Source organism: Microbacterium sp. NPDC028030 (genome assembly GCF_040637855.1).
In the GTDB taxonomy this organism is placed as follows: domain Bacteria; phylum Actinomycetota; class Actinomycetes; order Actinomycetales; family Microbacteriaceae; genus Microbacterium.
This window is the reverse complement of sequence record NZ_JBEZXF010000002.1, coordinates 91,467-108,985: the sequence shown is the minus strand read 5'-3', so window position 1 is coordinate 108,985 and position 17,519 is coordinate 91,467. Positions and strand designations below refer to the sequence as shown.

General features: G+C 67.1%; 15 protein-coding genes and 1 pseudogene. 7 read left to right on the top strand and 9 right to left on the bottom strand.

The features are described from left to right. Window positions 1–19: 19 nt before the first annotated feature. The 7 genes and pseudogenes from AB0E56_RS09335 to rpsA all read right to left on the bottom strand — a co-directional run bounded on the left by AB0E56_RS09335 (window position 20) and on the right by rpsA (window position 8,238). Window positions 20–604 (bottom strand): CoA-binding protein, encoded by a 585-nt coding sequence (locus tag AB0E56_RS09335; RefSeq protein WP_359798409.1) that lies wholly within the window; start codon window positions 602–604, stop codon window positions 20–22. Next, a pseudogene (locus AB0E56_RS09330) lies at window positions 601–1,904 on the bottom strand (O-acetylhomoserine aminocarboxypropyltransferase/cysteine synthase family protein). The gene AB0E56_RS09335 and the pseudogene AB0E56_RS09330 overlap by 4 nt, the downstream one beginning before the upstream one ends. Beyond that, window positions 1,901–3,898 (bottom strand): acetate--CoA ligase, encoded by a 1,998-nt coding sequence (gene acs / locus AB0E56_RS09325; protein ID WP_359798408.1) that lies wholly within the window; start codon window positions 3,896–3,898, stop codon window positions 1,901–1,903. The pseudogene AB0E56_RS09330 and the gene acs overlap by 4 nt, the downstream one beginning before the upstream one ends. Before the next feature lie 2 nt (window positions 3,899–3,900). Then, window positions 3,901–4,692 carry an ABC transporter permease gene (locus AB0E56_RS09320; RefSeq protein WP_359800028.1) on the bottom strand — a complete coding sequence of 264 codons (792 nt, stop codon included), beginning with the start codon at window positions 4,690–4,692 and terminating at the stop codon, window positions 3,901–3,903. Window positions 4,693–4,754: 62 nt separating this feature from the next. Next, window positions 4,755–5,795 (bottom strand): aliphatic sulfonate ABC transporter substrate-binding protein, encoded by a 1,041-nt coding sequence (locus AB0E56_RS09315; RefSeq protein WP_359798406.1) that lies wholly within the window; start codon window positions 5,793–5,795, stop codon window positions 4,755–4,757. After that, on the bottom strand, window positions 5,792–6,640 hold the full coding sequence (locus AB0E56_RS09310) for an ABC transporter ATP-binding protein (protein ID WP_359798404.1): 849 nt from the start codon (window positions 6,638–6,640) through the stop codon (window positions 5,792–5,794). The genes AB0E56_RS09315 and AB0E56_RS09310 overlap by 4 nt, the downstream gene beginning before the upstream one ends. 143 nt (window positions 6,641–6,783) lie before the next feature. Continuing rightward, window positions 6,784–8,238, bottom strand: coding sequence for a 30S ribosomal protein S1 (gene rpsA / locus AB0E56_RS09305; RefSeq protein ID WP_183150271.1), 1,455 nt, complete (start codon window positions 8,236–8,238; stop codon window positions 6,784–6,786). 235 nt (window positions 8,239–8,473) lie between these two features. Here rpsA and AB0E56_RS09300 point away from each other — a divergent pair, with 235 nt between their 5' ends. The 3 genes from AB0E56_RS09300 (at window position 8,474) to AB0E56_RS09290 (ending at window position 10,784) form a co-directional block, all read left to right on the top strand. Further along, window positions 8,474–9,025, top strand: coding sequence for a hypothetical protein (locus tag AB0E56_RS09300; protein WP_359798402.1), 552 nt, complete (start codon window positions 8,474–8,476; stop codon window positions 9,023–9,025). 242 nt (window positions 9,026–9,267) lie between these two features. Further along, on the top strand, window positions 9,268–9,768 hold the full coding sequence (locus AB0E56_RS09295; protein ID WP_359798400.1) for a hypothetical protein: 501 nt from the start codon (window positions 9,268–9,270) through the stop codon (window positions 9,766–9,768). A 77-nt stretch (window positions 9,769–9,845) separates the two neighbouring features. Next, a complete protein-coding gene (locus AB0E56_RS09290; RefSeq protein ID WP_359798398.1) occupies window positions 9,846–10,784 on the top strand; it encodes a 5'-3' exonuclease in 939 nt (312 codons plus the stop codon). A 17-nt stretch (window positions 10,785–10,801) separates the two neighbouring features. Here the strand turns inward: AB0E56_RS09290 and AB0E56_RS09285 are convergent, their stop codons facing one another. Then, window positions 10,802–11,788 carry a PHP domain-containing protein gene (locus tag AB0E56_RS09285; RefSeq protein WP_359798397.1) on the bottom strand — a complete coding sequence of 329 codons (987 nt, stop codon included), beginning with the start codon at window positions 11,786–11,788 and terminating at the stop codon, window positions 10,802–10,804. A gap of 3 nt (window positions 11,789–11,791) precedes the next feature. Beyond that, window positions 11,792–12,862 carry an anthranilate phosphoribosyltransferase gene (gene trpD, locus AB0E56_RS09280; RefSeq protein ID WP_359798395.1) on the bottom strand — a complete coding sequence of 357 codons (1,071 nt, stop codon included), beginning with the start codon at window positions 12,860–12,862 and terminating at the stop codon, window positions 11,792–11,794. Window positions 12,863–13,150: 288 nt separating this feature from the next. Here trpD and AB0E56_RS09275 point away from each other — a divergent pair, with 288 nt between their 5' ends. From AB0E56_RS09275 to AB0E56_RS09260, 4 genes are read left to right on the top strand one after another with little or no spacing between them, the layout of a single operon-like run. Then, window positions 13,151–13,708, top strand: a complete 558-nt coding sequence (locus AB0E56_RS09275; RefSeq protein WP_205828862.1) for a heme-copper oxidase subunit III — start codon at window positions 13,151–13,153, stop codon at window positions 13,706–13,708. Window positions 13,709–13,728: 20 nt separating this feature from the next. Then, window positions 13,729–14,529 carry a cytochrome c gene (locus AB0E56_RS09270; protein WP_359798393.1) on the top strand — a complete coding sequence of 267 codons (801 nt, stop codon included), beginning with the start codon at window positions 13,729–13,731 and terminating at the stop codon, window positions 14,527–14,529. 36 nt (window positions 14,530–14,565) lie between these two features. Next, a complete protein-coding gene (locus AB0E56_RS09265) occupies window positions 14,566–15,642 on the top strand; it encodes a Rieske (2Fe-2S) protein (protein WP_359798391.1) in 1,077 nt (358 codons plus the stop codon). Continuing rightward, window positions 15,639–17,456 carry a ubiquinol-cytochrome c reductase cytochrome b subunit gene (locus tag AB0E56_RS09260; RefSeq protein ID WP_359798389.1) on the top strand — a complete coding sequence of 606 codons (1,818 nt, stop codon included), beginning with the start codon at window positions 15,639–15,641 and terminating at the stop codon, window positions 17,454–17,456. The genes AB0E56_RS09265 and AB0E56_RS09260 overlap by 4 nt, the downstream gene beginning before the upstream one ends. Window positions 17,457–17,519: the final 63 nt, after the last annotated feature.

The following is a 17,519-nucleotide window of genomic DNA, read 5'->3' as shown; positions in this document are numbered from 1 at the left end:
AGGGTTCGACCCAGGCGGCTCAGCGCGAGAGGAGCTGACGTCGCGAGCTGATCACGCCCGTGTCGAACCCGGCCAGGTGCAGCCCGCCGTGGAACCGCGCGTGCTCGATCTTGATGCACCGGTCCATCACGACCGAGAGGCCGGCGGCCTCGGCGATCGCGGCGGCATCCTCGTTCCAGGAGCCGAGCTGCAGCCACAGGGTCTGCGCTCCCGCGTCGATCGCTTCCTGCGCCACCCCGGGAAGGTCGTCGTGGCGGCGGAACACGTCGACGATGTCGGGGACGACGGGCAGATCGCTCAGCGATGCATACACCGGCTGACCGAGGATCTCGGTCTCGCGCGGGTTGACGAGGTACACGTCGTAGCCGGTGCTGGAGAGGAGGTACGTCGCCACGAAGTACGACGCACGCGCCGGATTGTTCGAGGCCCCCACGATCGCGATCGACTTCGCGCGACGCAGCAGCGCGAATCGCGCCTGCTGATTCGGCCCCTCCCAGGTCCGCTCCGGGTGTGCTGCCGGAGCCCCCGGCAGAGCGCACGCCGCAGCGTCCGTCGACGCCGGCACGCTGCAGGTGTCTCCCTCGGTGGTCGGCGTCGCGCTCATCGGTTCGCTCCCGTCGCGGTGGTGAGGGCCTGGTCGAGGTCCCAGATGATGTCCTCGGCGTCTTCCAGGCCGACGGAGATGCGGATCAGGTCGGGGCGCACTCCCGCGGCGACGAGCTGCTCTTCCGTGAGTTGGCGGTGCGTCGTGGAGGCGGGGTGGATGACGAGCGTGCGGGCATCGCCGATGTTCGCGAGATGCGAGGCGAGCTGGAGGCTCTCGATGAGAGTCTCCCCGCGGCACGACCGTCTTCGGCCGCGACGCCGAACGCGAACACGGAACCGGGTCCGAGCGGCAGGTACTTCGCCGCGCGCTCGCGATGCGGGTGCCCGTCGAGTCCAGCCCACGTGACGTAGGCGACCCGCGGGTCCGACTCGAGCCAATCGGCCACGATGCGGGCGTTCGCGAGGTGCGCGTCGATGCGCTGCGGGAGGGTTTCGATCCCCTGGAGGAGGTTGAACGCCGACTGCGGGCTCAGGGCGGGGCCGATGTCCCTCAGCTGCTCCGACCGGAGCTTGGTCAGGAACCCGTACTCGCCGAAGTTGTCCCACCACTTGATGCCGCCGTACGAGTCGACGGGCTCGGTCATCTGGGGGAACTTGCCGTTGCCCCAGTCGAACGTGCCCTTCTCGATGACGACGCCGCCGAGCGTGGTCCCGTGCCCGCCGAGGAACTTCGTGACCGAGTGGATGACGATGTCGGCGCCGTGCTCGAGAGGTCGCGCAAGGTAGGGCGTGGCGAGCGTCGCGTCCACGACCAGCGGCACTCCGGCGTCGTGCGCCACTGCGGCGAGACCCTCGATGTCGGCGATCTCCCCCGACGGGTTGCCGATCATCTCGACGTAGACGACCTTGGTCTCCGGGCGGATGGCGGCGGCGTAGTCCGCCGGGTCGGTGGAGGAGACGAACGTGGTCTCGACACCGAAGCGGCGCAGAGTCACATCGAGCTGGGTGACGGTGCCTCCGTAGAGCTGCGCGGCGGCGACGACGTGGTCCCCCGCGCCGACCAGTGCGGCGAACGTGATGAACTCGGCGCTCATGCCCGAGGCTGTCGCCACCGCGCCGATGCCGCCCTCGAGCGACGCAAGGCGCTCCTCGAGCGCCGCGACGGTCGGGTTGCCGATGCGGGAGTAGATGTTGCCGTACTTCTGCAAGGCGAACAGGTTGCCCGCAACGGCGGCGTCGTCGAACACGAAGGAGGTCGTCTGGTAGATCGGAACCGCCCTCGCGCCGGTCGACGCGTCGGGGGTGCCTCCGGCGTGCAGAGCTCGGGTGCGGAATCCGAAGCGGTGTTCTTCCGTCATGCTGTCCTCAGTTCGGCGGCGGCGAGCACGTCGGCGATGTCGTCGACGGCCCAGGGGTTCTGCAGCGATGTGGTGTCTCCGAGCGGTCGGGGATCACGGCCGGCTCTCCGGTCCTGCTCGGCTTCCCACAACTCTGCCAGGAGTCGGCGCATGATCTTGCCCGAGCGGGTCTTCGGCAGGTCGGGGACCACCACGATGTGCTTGGGCTTGGCGACGGGGCCGATCGCCGCTGCGACCTGGCTGCGAAGGGCGGAGGGCGTCACGTCGGCGCGTCCGGACGGCGTGACGAAGGCCACGACGGCCTGTCCGGTGACGGGATCGGAGACGCCTGCCGAGCCTGCCTCCCCCACGGTCTCGTGAGCGACGAGCGCCGATTCGATCTCGATCGTCGAGAGGCGGTGTCCTGACACGTTCACGACGTCGTCGAGCCGTCCCAGGATCCAGATGTAGCCGTCTGCGTCCCGGGTCGCACCGTCACCGGCCACGTAGAAGCCGCCGTGCTCGCCCCGACCGGAGTACGTGGACCAGTACGAATCGCGGTAGCGGATCGGATCGCCCCACACGGTGCGCGCCATCCCCGGCCACGGACGCCGGACCACCAGAGTGCCTGATCGACCGGGGGCGACTTCCTCTCCGTGCTCGTCGACGACGGCGACATCGATGCCGGGAAGCGGCACCGAGGCCGATCCCGGCTTGAGCGTCGTGACGCCCGGCAGCGGGGCGATCATCGCCGCCCCCGTCTCCGACTGCCACCAGGTGTCGATCACCGGCAGCTCGTCGCGGCCGAAGTTGCGCCGGAACCACACCCAGGCCTCGGGGTTGATGGCTTCGCCGACCGTGCCGAGGAGTCGAAGGGTCGACAGATCGTGCCCCGCGGGCAGTTCCGCCCCGAACCAGGTCATGAACGTGCGGATCAGCGTGGGCGCCGTGTAGTAGACGGTCACCCCGTAGCGTTCGATGATCTCGAGGTGGCGCTCTCGGTGCGGGGTGTCGGGTGTCCCCTCGTAGATCACTTGCGTGAGCCCGTTGGAGAGCGGCCCGTAGATCTCGTAGGTGTGCGCGGTCACCCAGGCGAGGTCCGCGGTGCACCAGTGCACGTCTTCGGTCTTGGCGTCGAAGTGGGCCCAATGCGCCCAGCTCGCCTGCGTGAGGTAGCCCCCCGAGGTGTGCACCAGCCCCTTGGGTTTCCCGGTCGTCCCTGAGGTGTAGATGATGAACAGCGGATGCTCTGCGTCGAAGGACTCCGCCCGGTGCACAGGCGAGGCGGAATCGACCACGTCATGCCACCACACGTCGCGACCGTCGGTCCACGGCACGTCCTGTCCGGTGCGACGCAGCACGAGCACGTGCTCCAGATCGGGCAGACCAGCCGCGGCGATGTCCGCCGTCGACTTCACGTCGGTGGCCGCGCCGCGACGGTACTGCCCATCGCTCGTGACGAGCAGCTTCGCACCGGTGTCCACAAGGCGGAAGCGCACGGCCTCGGCGGAGAAACCACCGAAGACGAGGGAGTGCACCGCGCCGATCCGTGCGCACGCGAGGGTGATCACGATCGTCTCGACGAGCACGGGAAGGTAGATCACCACACGGTCGCCGGGCCCGATGCCGAGGGCCGTGAGAGCGTTGGCGGCGCGCGACACGCGCCGCTGCAGGTCCGCGTAGGTCACGGGGACCCGGTCGCCCGGTTCCCCCTCGAAGTGCAGAGCCACCTTGTCGCCCAGTCCCGCTTCGACGTGTCGATCCACGCAGTTGACGGCGACGTTGAGCCGGCCGCCGACGAACCACCGCGCAGCAGGAACGGCATCGCCCGCCGGAGGGTCCCATTCGTGCGCGGTGTGCCACGGTTCGGACCAGTCGAGGCGGCGAGCGGCCTCCTCCCAGAACCCGACGGGGTCGGACTCCGCGCGTGCGTACGCCTCCGCTGTGACGTTCGCGTCCGCGAATCCCGCGGGCGCGGCGTACACACGCGACTCCTGCAGTCGAGCCTCGGTCACGCTTACACCCACCGACGGAGCAGGTACTTCTCCACCAGCGCGAGAACGCCGTTGGTGATCGTGCCCAGGAGTGCCAGCAGCACGATGGAGAGCAGGATGCGGTCCACACGGCCGCTGTTCTGCGAGTCGTTCAACAGGAAACCGAGACCCATGGAAGACGCGATCAACTCGGCCGCCACGAGGAACAGCCACGCCTGCGCGAGCGCCAACCGCAGCCCGGAGACGACCGAGGGCACGACGGCCGGCAGCTGCACGATCCGGAACAGCGACCAGCCGCGCAGGCTGAACGAGCGGCCGGCCTCGACGAGGTGCGGATCGACGTGCCGGAGCGCCGAGGCGACGGTCGTGTAGACGGGGAAGAAGGCGCCGATCGCGATCAGTGTGACCTTCGACTCCTCCCCGATCTGCATCCACAGGATGAGGAGCGGCACCCAGGCGAGCGAGGGCACGGCACGGACAGCGGCGAGAGTCGGGCTGAGGAGCACGTCTCCTATGCGCGAGAGTCCGACCACCCCGGCGACGGCGAGGCCGATGACCGATCCGATGGCGAATCCGAGCAGCACGCGCTGCACCGATATGGCGATGTGCGTCCAGAGCTGACCGGTCTCGGCCAGCTCGACGCCGGCCTGGAACACCGAAGCCGGCGGGGGCAGGCGGTACGGCGGCACCATCCCGCTCGTTGTGGCCACCTGCCAGGTGATCAGGATCACGGCGGGCAGCAGGAGCCCGGCGAGGATCCGCACGGCCGGTCGATCCCACACCCGCCGCGCAGTCCCGCGCCGAGGCTGCGCGATGCCCTTCGCGAAATCGAGCGCGTCGCGCGATTCCTCGGGGACGATCAGTCGGTCGGGAATGGTCACTCGCCGTCGACCGCCTTCTTCGCGAAGGTGTCGTTCACGATCGAGGACAGCGCCTTGTCCACGGAATCCTGACCGCCCTGCACATCACCGGACTCGACGAGCACGGGGGCGATCTTCTCGAGCACGGCGATCTGGTCGTCACCGGGAACGCCGCTGACGTCGAGGTTGGAGCGCTCCTGGATCACCGTGGCGGCGACCTCGGGGTCGATGCCGGCGACCTCGGCGAGCAAAGCAGCCGTGTCTTCGGGGTTCTCCAGCGCCCATTCCCGAGCCTGCTCGTACGCGTCGACCACGGCCTGCGCGAGGTCAGGGTGGTTCGTGATGAAGTCCTCGGTGGCGTTGAGGAACCCGTACGTGTTGAAGTCGACGTTGCGGTAGATGAGCTTGTCGCCCGATTCGACCTCGGCGGCGGCCATGATCGGGTCGAGGCCCGCCCAGGCATCCACCGAGCCGCCGTCGAGCGCAGCGCGGCCGTCGGCGTGCTGCAGGTTCTGCACCTCGACGTCGGAGAGCGACAGCCCGCCCTCTTCGAGTGCCTGCAGCAGGAAGAAGTAGGGATCGGTGCCCTTGGTGGCCGCGATCGACGCCCCCTTGAGGTCTTCGACCGAGGAGATGTCGCTGTCCGGTCCGACCACGATGGCCGACCACTCGGGCTGCGAGTAGATGTCGATGACCTGGATGGGCGAGCCATTGGCACGCGCGAGGAGAGCGGCGGAGCCGGCCGTCGAACCGACGTCGACGGATCCGGAGCGCAGCAGTTCGTTGGCCTTGTTCGAGCCGGCGGACTGCACCCATTCCACGGCGACGTCGTCTCCGAGGATGTCTTCCAGGATGCCCTGGTCCTTGATCACGAGGCTCAGCGGGTTGTAGGTCGCGAAGTCGATCGACAGGGTGTCGGATGACCACTCGGTCGTGCCGGGCGTGCTCTCGGTGTCCGACGCCGTGGCGTTCTCTCCTGCGACGCAGCCGGTGGCGACGAGCATCATCGTCCCGGCGATCGCGATCGCAGGGACGATTCGGCGGGTGATGGTGCTCATCGGGACTCCTCGGTGATGCGGTGGTGGGTGTCGACGCCGAGGCCTTCGAGAAGGTCGGCGCGCAGGTCGGCGAGTCCGCGATCGGCGCGGTCGCGGGGGCGGATGCCCGGCACGGAGACCGTGCGGGCTATGGATGATTCGTCGTCGTCGGATCCGCCCAGCGTCCGCAGCAGCAGGACACGGTCGGCGAGGTAGAGGGCCTCTTCGACGTCATGGGTGACGAGAAGGATGGTGGTCGGCTCGGCGGCGTGGATCTTCAGCAGCAGGTCGTGCATGCGGAGCCGGGTCAGGGCGTCGAGAGCTCCGAACGGCTCGTCGAGCAGCAGCACCCCGGGATTGCGCGCGAGCGCTCTGGCGAGAGAAGCACGCTGTGCCATGCCTCCGGACACTTCGCGGGGGCGCTGATTCGCCGCATGCTCGAGGCCGACCAGATGCAGAAGCTCGGCGACACGCTCACGACCGGCCCGACGAGCGGTGCCGCGAGGCAGACCGAGCTCCACGTTCTGAGCGATCGTGCGCCACGGCAGCAGGCGAGGTTCCTGGAATGCGACGGCGGTGCGCTCGTCCACGTCGGCCACGCCGATGCCGTCCAGCCGGATGCTGCCGCGTGTCGGGGCATCCAGTCCGCCGATGAGCCGCAGCAGGGTCGACTTACCGCAGCCGGAGGGACCGACCACGGCGACGATCTCACCCGCAGCGATGTCGAGCTCGACGCCGCGGAGCACATCACGCCGCCCCTGTGGCAGGGGGAACGACCGCTCCACGTCGTCCAGGCGCACGGACTGCGCTGCGCCTGCCGTCGTCGAGACGTCGGCAGTGCGCGATGCGGGCAGCAGGGCGGTCATACCTTCATGCTGGCCGAGGGGAACGATTGTTACGAATGCGATCGTAATGTTGCGTCACGCAACCGGAATCGGGGTGACGGATACGCGAAACGGGCCGCCACACCCGCCCGAAGGCGGGGTGACGGCCCGTTTCCGTGTGTTACTTAAGCGTTGCCGCCCGAGAGCTTCTCGCGCAGAGCCGCAAGTGCCTCGTCGTCCGCGAGCGTGCCGGCGCCGGCTGCCTCGCTGGAGAAGGACTGGCCGCCGAAGTCTTCGCCGGCTGCCGCCTCGGCCTCGGCCGCCTTGACGACCTGAGCCTTGTGCGCCTCCCAGCGAGCCTGGGCCGCAGCGTACTCCTGCTCCCATGCCTCGCGCTGAGCGTCGAAGCCTTCCTTCCACGCACCGGTCTCGGCGTCGAAGCCCTCCGGGTACTTGTACTCGCCGTTCTCGTCGTACTCGGCGAGCATGCCGTACAGGGCGGGGTCGAACTCGGTGCCGTTGGGGTCGACAGACTCGTTGGCCTGCTTCAGCGACAGCGAGATGCGACGACGCTCGAGGTCGATGTCGATGACCTTGACGAAGACCTCTTCGCCGACCGACACGACCTGCTCGGCCAGCTCGACGTGCTTGCTGGAGAGCTCGGAGATGTGGACGAGGCCCTCGATGCCGTCTGCGACGCGCACGAACGCACCGAACGGAACGAGCTTGGTGACCTTACCCGGCGTGACCTGTCCGATCGCGTGGGTGCGGGCGAAGACCTGCCACGGGTCCTCCTGCGTCGCCTTCAGCGACAGGGAGACGCGCTCGCGGTCGAGGTCGACCTCGAGGATCTCGACGGTGACCTCCTGGCCGACCTCGACGACCTCGGAAGCGTGCTCGATGTGCTTCCAGGACAGCTCGGAGACGTGCACGAGGCCGTCCACGCCGCCCAGGTCGACGAACGCACCGAAGTTGACGATCGACGACACGACACCCTTGCGAACCTGACCCTTGTGCAGGTTGTTAAGGAACGTGGTGCGCGACTCCGACTGCGTCTGCTCGAGCAGCGCGCGGCGGCTGAGGACGACGTTGTTGCGGTTCTTGTCGAGCTCGAGGATCTTCGCCTCGATCTCCTGGCCCAGGTACGGCGTGAGGTCGCGGACGCGACGCAGCTCGATGAGCGAAGCCGGAAGGAAGCCACGGAGGCCGATGTCGACGATGAGTCCACCCTTGACGACCTCGATGACCGTACCGGTGACGACGCCGTCGTTCTCCTTGATCTTCTCGACGTCTCCCCAGGCGCGCTCGTACTGTGCGCGCTTCTTGGAGAGGATCAGGCGGCCTTCCTTGTCCTCCTTCTGGAGAACGAGGGCCTCGACCAGGTCACCGACGGCGACGACCTCGTTGGGGTCGACGTCATGCTTGATCGAGAGCTCGCGCGAGGGGATGACACCCTCGGTCTTGTAGCCGACATCGAGGAGGACCTCATCGCGGTCGATCTTGACGATCGTGCCTTCGATGATGTCGCCGTCGTTGAAGAACTTCAGGGTCTTCTCGACCGCGGCCAGGAAGTCCTCAGCAGATCCGATGTCGTTGATGGCGACCTGCTTGGTGGCCGGGGCGGTCGTTGCGGTAGTCATGTAGTGGGTTGTCCTTGTTGAATGGAGACTCGGGCTGAGACCCAACGGCCGCGCACGGCCGACTGCATGGTTCTCAGCGGTTGGATTTTGGTTTCTCGTCACGAGGGCACGCGTATACACGCCACGAGTGACGGTTAAGGCTATCAGAAGTTGGGATGCCGCAGGGAGCGTGATCCGGACCTTCCTCTGTTGATAACTCCGGACGGCGCTCCCCCATTCCCTTTACGGTGACCAGGTGCCGTCGCTCACCTCTCTCCCCCGGTCTCGCCCGCTGCGCATCGCGGGTCTCGTCGCCGTCGCCTTGGTCCTCGCCGGATGCGCGCCCGACCCCGAACCTGCTCCGACCCCGACTCCCGCTTTCGCGTCGGAGGAAGAGGCCTTCGCCGCCGCCGAAGCCACCTACCGGGCGTATACGGATGCGCTCAATAACGTGGACCCAGCCGACCCGTCGACGTTTGAAGCGACTTACGCATTCTCGAGCGGCGACTTCCAGCAAGCCGACCGAAAGAACTTCTCCAGAATGCACGCACAGGGACAGCAGATCCTCGGCGATGCCCTCGTAGCGCGCTTCGTTGGGGAAACGGCAAGTCCCTTGCTTGATCGAATCGTCGCGATCGTGTGCATCGATGTAAGTGGCGTCGAGGTCATTGACTCGGCTGGAGCATCCGTCGTGAACCCGAATCGTCCGGACGTATACGAGGCCCGGGTTGTGTTCGAGAATTCGCCCCACGGGTTTCTCATCGACAAAGCCGGCCGAATCGAGGGCACGACATGCTCTGGCCTGTGACGTCGACGCTTCTCGCGCTAACACTCCTGAGCCTACCGACCTCAGGGCTAAATGATGGCGGTACCGACTGGCTGGCGGGAACCGACAACGGCACAGTAGTCATCAGCGGTACGCAAACCGAACGCGACAACACACCATCCCTGGGGAGTCGTCACGACGCTTCCGATGATCCCCCTACTCCCCCCACCCCGTGCACGTCGGATCCCGTGCGTGTGGCCTCGTGCGAGTTCTCCGCAGTACGGGTGACGAATGACGCCGGCGCCCCGCTGACGATCACCGATGTCGCGCAATTCGCACCGGCTCCTGTCACCACCGCCGCCGAACCGGGAGGCGTCGGCGTCGCAGGGTTGCCGATGAACTTCGTGGCCGCCACGACAGCGCAGACCCGCAGCGGCACGCTCCTCGGCAGACCGATCACGGTGCGATTCACCCCCGCGCGCGTCGATTTCGTCTACGGCGACGGCGAGTCGAGGACATCGACCGATGGTGGTGAATCCTGGGCCACACTCGGCCAGGCATCGTTCACACCGACTCCCACGAGCCACACGTACCGAACTCGCGGAACTTATCCCGCACACGCGACTGTGCGCTACACGGCGGAGGTCGACATCGGCGGCGGGTGGTTCCCCGTCCCGGGCGAGCTGGCGATCGACGGCTCCGTTCAACAAGTCCGCGTGTACGAGGCCGACACAGCGCTCGTCGCGCGGACGTGCACCGAACAACTCGCGGCACCCGGATGCTGAGCACGGGGGGCGCGCGGATCCGTGCCCCACGTCACCGCCATCGAGACTCGTGAGGCAGCCGTGCCAGACTGTCGTTCGTGACCGATCGCCTCATGCTGCTCGACACCGCCAGCCTCTACTTCCGTGCGTTCTACGGAGTGCCGGACAAGGTGACGGCGCCCGACGGCTCGCCGATCAACGCGGCCCGTGGTCTGCTCGACATCATCGCGAAGCTCGTCAGCCTCTATGAGCCGACGCATGTCGTGGCCTGCTGGGACGACGACTGGCGTCCGCAGTGGCGTGTCGACCTCATTCCCAGCTACAAGACGCACCGTGTCGTCGAGGTCGTGGTCAGCGGACCCGACATCGAAGAGGTCCCCGATCCGCTCGAGGCACAGATCCCTCTCATCCGTCAGACACTCGCCGCCATCGGCATCCCGATCGTCGGGGTTGCGGAGCACGAGGCGGACGATGTGATCGGCACGCTCGCGACGAACGCCACGATGCCCGTGGACATCGTCACCGGCGACCGCGACCTGTTCCAGCTCGTGGACGATGCGCGCGACGTCCGCGTCATCTACACGGCGCGCGGAATGAGCAACCTCGAGATCGTCACCGACGCCACAGTCGTCGCGAAGTATGGTGTCCTCCCGTCGCAGTACGCCGACTTCGCGACGCTGCGTGGTGACGCGTCCGACGGTCTACCTGGTGTGGCGGGTGTGGGTGAGAAGACAGCGGCCACCCTCCTGCAGACGCACGGCGATCTGGAAGGCATCCGCGCCGCTGCCGAAGCGGGCGAGGGAATGAGTGCGGGAGTCCGGGCGAAGGTCCTCGCGGCATCCGCGTACCTCGACGTCGCACCGACCGTGGTCGCTGTGGCCACTTCCCTTCCGATCACGGCGCCCGACGTCCCGCTGCGAGTACTCGACCCCGCCGAGGCCGACGCTGCTTCCGCCCTCGCGGAGAAGTGGAATCTCGGCAGCTCGATGACGCGCGCAGTCACCGCGATAGCGAAGGCCGCCCTCCCGACCGCCTGACTCACGGGGTGGCGGCGTCACCCCGCCCAGGCGAGCAGACGCTCCAGGCCCCACGTCGTCACGATCCGTGACACGGGGACACCGGCTCGCTCAGCGCGTTCGGCGCCGTGGTCGAGAAGCGAGAGCTGCCCAGGGGCATGCGCATCCGAGTCGATCGAGAACAGGCAGCCGGCTTCGAGGGCGATGGCGATCAGCTCGTCCGGCGGGTCCTGCCGCTCTGGGCGCGAATTGATCTCGACCGCGACACCGTTCTCGGCGCACGCAGCGAACACCGCCGCCGCGTCGAACGCGGAGGGAGGACGCGTGCCACGATCGCCCTGCACCAGACGACCCGTGCAGTGCCCGAGGACATTCACCCGGGGGTGAGAGACGGCCGCGATCATCCGAGCCGTCATCGGCCGGGCGTCCATGCGCAACTTGGAATGGACTGAGGCCACGACGATGTCGAGCTCTGCGAGCAGGGCGTCCTCCTGATCGAGGGCCCCGTCTTCTAGGATGTCGACCTCGATCCCCGCGAGAAGTGTGAACCCGTCGCCGGACTCCGCCCGCACCAGCGGGATCTGCTCACGGAGGCGCTCCGCGGAGAGTCCCCGTGCGACCCGCAGCCGCGGCGAATGGTCCGTGATCGCCTGGTACTCGTGCCCCTGGGCTCGCGCTGCGGCGGCCATCACCGAGATCGGCGTCGTACCATCCGACCAGTCGGTGTGCGCATGCAGATCGCCGCGCAGCTTGGCGCGAAGCGCCGAGACCCGCTCAGGCTCGACATCGCCGCGCAACTCGACCAGGTAGTCGGGGACCTGCCCCGCCTGCGCCTGTCGGATCACGGCGAACGTGGATTCACCGATCCCCTTCGCCGCACGCAACCTCGTGGGGTCTGCCTGGACGTCGTCGGGCAGATCCTGGAAGGTGGCCGCTGCCTGTCGGAACGCCTTGGCGCGGTACCGTGACGCGCGCTCGCGCTCCAGCAGGGAGGCGATCTCGAGCAACGCGTCGACGGGATCCATGACTCACCCCCGCGGTGTCGCCAGTTCGCGGCTCACACCGATCCACTGATCGAGCTTCGCGAGCGCGCTGCCGTCATCGACCGCCGCCGCCGCCTTGTCGTACCCATCGCGCAGACGCTCGAGGATGGGTCGCTGCACCTGTCCGGCATCTTGGGACAGTTCGAAAGCGACGATGCCCGCCGCCGCATTCAACAGCACGATGTCGCGCACAGGTCCGGTCTCGCCCGCGAGGGTGCGCCGGAGGATCTCCGCATTGTGCTGCGGCGACCCTCCGATGAGGTCGGCGAGCTCGGCGATCGGGATACCCAGGTCGCGTGGATCAAGGTCGTGCTCGTGGATGTCACCTCGAGTGACCTCCCAGATGCGGCTGTGGCCGGTCGTCGTGAGTTCGTCCAGGCCGTCGTCACCGCGGAAGACGAGCGCCGTCGCGCCGCGTGTGCGGAACACGCCCGTGATCAGCGGGACGCGCTCGATCTGCGCGACGCCGACTGCATTCGCCTCGGCACGAGCCGGATTGCACAGCGGCCCGAGCATGTTGAAGACCGTGGGGACGCCGAGCTGGGCGCGCACGGGACCAGCGTGCTTGAACCCGGGGTGGAACGCACCGGCCCAGGCGAACGTGATCCCGGTGCGCTCGAGGATGGATGCCACCGCCCCCGGATCGAGCGAGAGCTCGAGGCCGAGGGCTCCGAGGACATCGGAGGAGCCCGAAGCAGAGCTCGCGGCGCGGTTGCCGTGCTTCACGACAGGCACCCCGGTCGCGCCGATGATGATGGCGGCCGTGGTGGAGACGTTCACCGTGCCGACGCGGTCGCCGCCGGTTCCGACGATGTCGAGCACGTCGGGGGAAACCGGGAGGGGCACGGCCGCTTCGAGGATGGCATCGCGGAATCCGACGATCTCGTCGATCGTCTCCCCCTTCGCGCGGAGCGCGACCAGGAAGCCGGCGAGTTGCGCTTCACTCACGCTGCCCTGCATGATCTGACGCATCGCCCACGTGGATTCCCAGACGCTGAGATCGCGACGCTCCAGCAGAGAGGTGAGCACTTCGGACCAGGTCAGCGAATCAGCCATGAGTGCGATCCTATCGGCGCGGAGAAAACATGCAGATGCATCCGCACGCATGCCCGCGACAGCCGCACCCCTTGTTTCCCGCGGATTCACCGGGTATTCGCAGTGTTTTCTTAGGGTCCCCTAAGTCATCCACGGCCAAAACAACGGCCTCCGGTGCAAGAATCACGCTCGAGGATCGGCCATAATGGAGGGGTGACGACCTCAGCGACGTATGCCCCGGCGGCGAGAACGATCAAGCGGCCCAACCCGGTAGCTGTCGGCACCATTGTGTGGCTCGGCAGTGAGGTGATGTTCTTCGCGGGACTCTTCGCGATCTACTTCACCCTCCGCAGCACCTCACCGGAGCTGTGGGCCGACCGGACCGAGCTGCTGAACGTCCCGTTCGCCGCAGTGAACACGGCGATCCTCGTCCTCTCCTCGTTCACGTGCCAGATGGGCGTGTTCGCGGCAGAAGACCTGCAGCCGTACAAGATCGGCAAGGGCCAGAAGAACGGCGCCGGCCGCCGGCGTCTGTTCGGCTGGGGAATGGTCGAGTGGTTCTTCCTCACCTTCGCCCTCGGCGCGATCTTCGTCTCCGGCCAGGTCTGGGAGTACGCCCAGCTGGTCGCCGAAGGCATGCCGATCAACGCCGACTCCTACGCATCCGCGTTCTACCTGACGACCGGCTTCCACGCCCTGCACGTCACGGGCGGCCTGGTCGCGTTCCTGCTCGTCATCGGCCGCGCATACGCCGTCAAGAACTTCCGGCACAAGGAGGCGACCTCCTCGATCGTGGTGTCCTACTACTGGCACTTCGTCGACGTCGTCTGGATCGTGCTGTTCCTCGTTATCTACTTCCTGAAATAAGAGCGGAGCTGATCCCCGAGATGGCACGAGAGAAGAAGCGCCGTTCCCGCGGTCGTCGCAGCCCTTTGGCGGCGGCCGCACTCATCGGCGCAGGCCTCATGATCACGGGCGCGGTGTATGCCGGCACGACCGCCGCGTTCGCTGCATCCGACACGCAGACCGCTTCGACCCAGCTGACGGTCGAAGACGGCGAGAAGCTGTTCCAGGCGAACTGTGCGACCTGTCACGGTCTCGACCTGCAGGGAACGGCCAACGGCCCCAGCCTCTACGGCGTGGGTGAGCTGGCCACCGAGTTCCAGCTGTCGACCGGCCGCATGCCGCTGCAGATGCAGGGCCCTCAGGCACCGCAGAAGGCGCCGCAGTTCACGGAAGACCAGATCCTCGCGATCTCGTCGTTCGTGCAGTCGGAGGCCCCCGGTCCGACGTTCCCGTCCGACCACCTCCTCGACGGCAAGGGTGATGTCGCGAAGGGTGCGGAGCTGTTCCGCGTCAACTGCGCGATGTGCCACAACGTGGCTGCCGCCGGTGGAGCGCTCACAGAGGGCAAGTACGCACCGGGACTCAGCGAGACCAGCGCGCTGCACATGTACGCCGCCATGGTCACCGGCCCGCAGAACATGCCGGTCTTCGGCGACATGAACCTGTCCGACGAGGACAAGCGCGACATCATCTCGGCGCTGCTCTTCCAGCAGCAGTCCGTGCAGATCGGCGGATTCTCGCTCGGTTCGCTCGGCCCGGTCTCCGAGGGCCTGTTCGTCTGGATCTTCGGAATCGGCGCGCTCGTCGCCATCACCGTGTGGATCACGGCGAAGTCCAACTGACGCTTATTCATCGAAGAGGAACGTACGAGGAGCACCATGGCACACGACGACGACTCGCAGGCTCTTGACAGGGCCTACCAGCCCTCTCCAGGGCTGGGTGTCGCAGTCAGCGATCCCGTGCAGAACCCCGGTCTTCCGCCGCACCGCGAGCGAATGACCGACAAGGACCCGCGCGCTGAGAAGGCCGCTGTCCGCACCGTCTACACGCTGTTCTACCTCTCGCTCGCCGGCAGCATCTGGGCGGTCGCCGCCTACATGCTGTTCCCGATCGAGAGCGGCGCGCTCATCGACATCAGGCAGAACAACCTCTTCATCGGGCTCGGCATCGCTCTCGCGCTGCTCGCACTCGGCATCGGCGCGATCCACTGGTCGAAGGCGCTCATGTCCGACAAGGAGCACATCGAGTACCGCCACCCGACACGAGGCAAGGACTCGACGCGCGAGGCTGCCATCAAGGCGTTCGCCGACGCGAACGAGGAGTCCGGCTTCGGGCGCCGCACCGTGATCCGCAATTCGCTGTTCGCGGCGGTCGTCGCCTCGATCATCCCCGGTGTCACGCTGTTCCGTGGTCTGGCGCCGCACTCGACGCCCGATGACCCCACGGCGGGAGACCCGGTCGTGCTGCTCAAGCACACGATGTGGGAGAAGGGCGCGCGACTGGTCCGCGACCCCGACGGCACGCCCATCCGCGCTGCGGACGTGACCCTCGGGTCCGCGTTCCACGTGATCCCGGAAGAGCTCGCGACCCTCAGCCACCACGACGGCTACCTCGAAGAGAAGGCGAAGGCCATCGTCCTGATGATGCGCCTGCGCCCCGAGCAGCTCATCGAGGCCGAGGACCGTAAGGACTGGTCCTACGACGGCATCGTCGCGTACTCCAAGGTCTGCACGCACGTCGGATGCCCCGTGGCTCTGTACGAGCAGCAGACACACCACCTCCTGTGCCCGTGCCACCAGTCGCAGTTCGACGTCACGGACCACGCAAAGGTCATCTTCGGCCCCGCGGCTCGTCCGCTGCCGCAGCTGCCCATCACCGTCGATGACGAGGGCTACCTGGTCGCACGCAGCGACTTCACGGAACCCGTCGGCCCGAGCTTCTGGGAGCGCCATTGAGCACCGCAACGCTGTCCAAAGAGGACAAGGACACCAAGGCGCCCCTCGGCGGTCGCTTCGTCGGTGCCGCGTCGAACTACATCGATGAGCGCACCAGCCTCTCGGGCTTCGTCAAGGAGCTCGGACGCAAGATCTTCCCGGACCACTGGTCCTTCATGCTGGGAGAGATCGCGCTGTGGAGCTTCGTCGTCGTGTTCCTCTCCGGAACCTTCCTGACGTTCTTCTTCCAGGCGTCGATGGTCGAGACCCACTACACCGGCGCCTACGCGCCCATGCGCGGCATCGAGATGTCGGCGGCACTCGAGTCGTCGCTGCACATCTCGTTCGACCTGCGCGGCGGGCTGCTCGTCCGTCAGATCCACCACTGGGCCGCGCTCGTGTTCATCGCGGGTATCGGCGTGCACATGCTCCGCGTGTTCTTCACCGGCGCGTTCCGCAAGCCGCGTGAGCTCAACTGGGTCATCGGCTTCATCCTGTTCATCCTGGCGATGGCAGAGGGCTTCACCGGCTACTCGCTCCCGGACGACCTGCTCTCGGGTAACGGCCTCCGCATCATCGACGGCATGATCAAGGGTCTCCCCCTGATCGGAACCTGGACCTCGTTCCTCCTCTTCGGCGGGGAGTTCCCGGGCACCGACATCGTGGGGCGTCTCTACACCCTGCACATCCTGCTGCTGCCGATGCTCGTCATCGCACTGATCGTCGTGCACCTGATGCTCATGGTCATCAACAAGCACACCCAGTTCGCCGGCCCCGGCCGCTCGAACGACAACGTCGTCGGCTACCCGATGATGCCGGTGTACATGTCGAAGATGGGCGGCTACCTGTTCATCGTCTTCGGTGTGATCGTGCTGATCGCGACGTTCTTCCAGATCAACCCGATCTGGAACTACGGACCGTACGACCCGTCCCCCGTCTCCGCCGGTACACAGCCTGACTGGTACATCGGTTTCGCCGATGGTGCGTTGCGCCTGGCTCCGTCGAACTGGGACATTGTGTTCCTCGACCGTACCTGGTCGTTCGGCATCATCGCGCCGGTCCTGGTCCTCGGCCTGTTCATCGTCGTCGTCGCGATCTACCCCTTCATCGAAGCGTGGGTCACCGGCGACAAGCGTGAGCACCACCTGGCCCAGCGTCCTCGCAACGCGGCGACGCGCACCGCGATCGGCGTCGCCGGCGTCATCTTCTACGCCGTGCTCTGGGCCGCTGCCTCGTCCGACCTCATCGCGACGCACTTCATGCTCACGATGGAGGGAGTGATCCACACCCTCCAGGCCCTGCTGTTCCTCGGCCCGATCCTCGGCTACTTCGTCACGAAGCGCATCTGCATCGCGCTGCAGAAGAAGGACCGCGAGATCGTGCTGCACGGATACGAATCAGGCCGCATCGTCCGCCTCCCCGGCGGCGAGTTCATCGAGGTGCACCAGCCGGTCGACAAGTACGACCGCTGGAAGCTCATCGACGTCGACGGATACGAGCCCCTCGTGGTCCGTCCGAACGCCAAGGGACGCATCCCGTGGACGGAGAACCTCCGCTCCTCGATCTCCCGCTGGTTCTTCGAGGACCGTCTGGCTCCCCTCACGCAGGCCGAGGTCGAAGCCGCTGACGCGCACCAGCACCACGTCACCGCTCACAACGAAGAGACCGAGGCCGCGGAGATCCAGGGCGCTCACGAGCGCGCTGGCTTCCCCGACGCTCCCCTCACGGTCGATGAGACGCACGTGGACGAGACGCCGAACACCCCCAGCACGGTGATCGCCACCGAGCCGGTGAAGAAGCCTCGTCGCAAGAACACGGAAGAGGAAGGCGAGTAGCCGCTCCTCCCCCTGAAGAAGGCCCCGTCCGCATGGACGGGGCCTTCTTGGTCTCCGAGGATG

Bases quoted from the DNA above. Each gene is read 5' to 3' on its own strand.
- AB0E56_RS09335 (WP_359798409.1), bottom strand. From the start codon at position 604: ATGAGCGCGACGCCGACCACCGAGGGAGACACCTGCAGCGTGCCGGCG.
- AB0E56_RS09315 (WP_359798406.1), bottom strand. From the start codon at position 5,795: ATGAGCACCATCACCCGCCGAATCGTCCCTGCGATCGCGATCGCCGGG.
- AB0E56_RS09310 (WP_359798404.1), bottom strand. From the start codon at position 6,640: ATGACCGCCCTGCTGCCCGCATCGCGCACTGCCGACGTCTCGACGACG.
- rpsA (WP_183150271.1), bottom strand. From the start codon at position 8,238: ATGACTACCGCAACGACCGCCCCGGCCACCAAGCAGGTCGCCATCAAC.
- AB0E56_RS09285 (WP_359798397.1), bottom strand. From the start codon at position 11,788: ATGGATCCCGTCGACGCGTTGCTCGAGATCGCCTCCCTGCTGGAGCGC.
- trpD (WP_359798395.1), bottom strand. From the start codon at position 12,862: ATGGCTGATTCGCTGACCTGGTCCGAAGTGCTCACCTCTCTGCTGGAG.
- AB0E56_RS09275 (WP_205828862.1), top strand. From the start codon at position 13,151: ATGTTCTTCGCGGGACTCTTCGCGATCTACTTCACCCTCCGCAGCACC.
- AB0E56_RS09270 (WP_359798393.1), top strand. From the start codon at position 13,729: ATGGCACGAGAGAAGAAGCGCCGTTCCCGCGGTCGTCGCAGCCCTTTG.
- AB0E56_RS09265 (WP_359798391.1), top strand. From the start codon at position 14,566: ATGGCACACGACGACGACTCGCAGGCTCTTGACAGGGCCTACCAGCCC.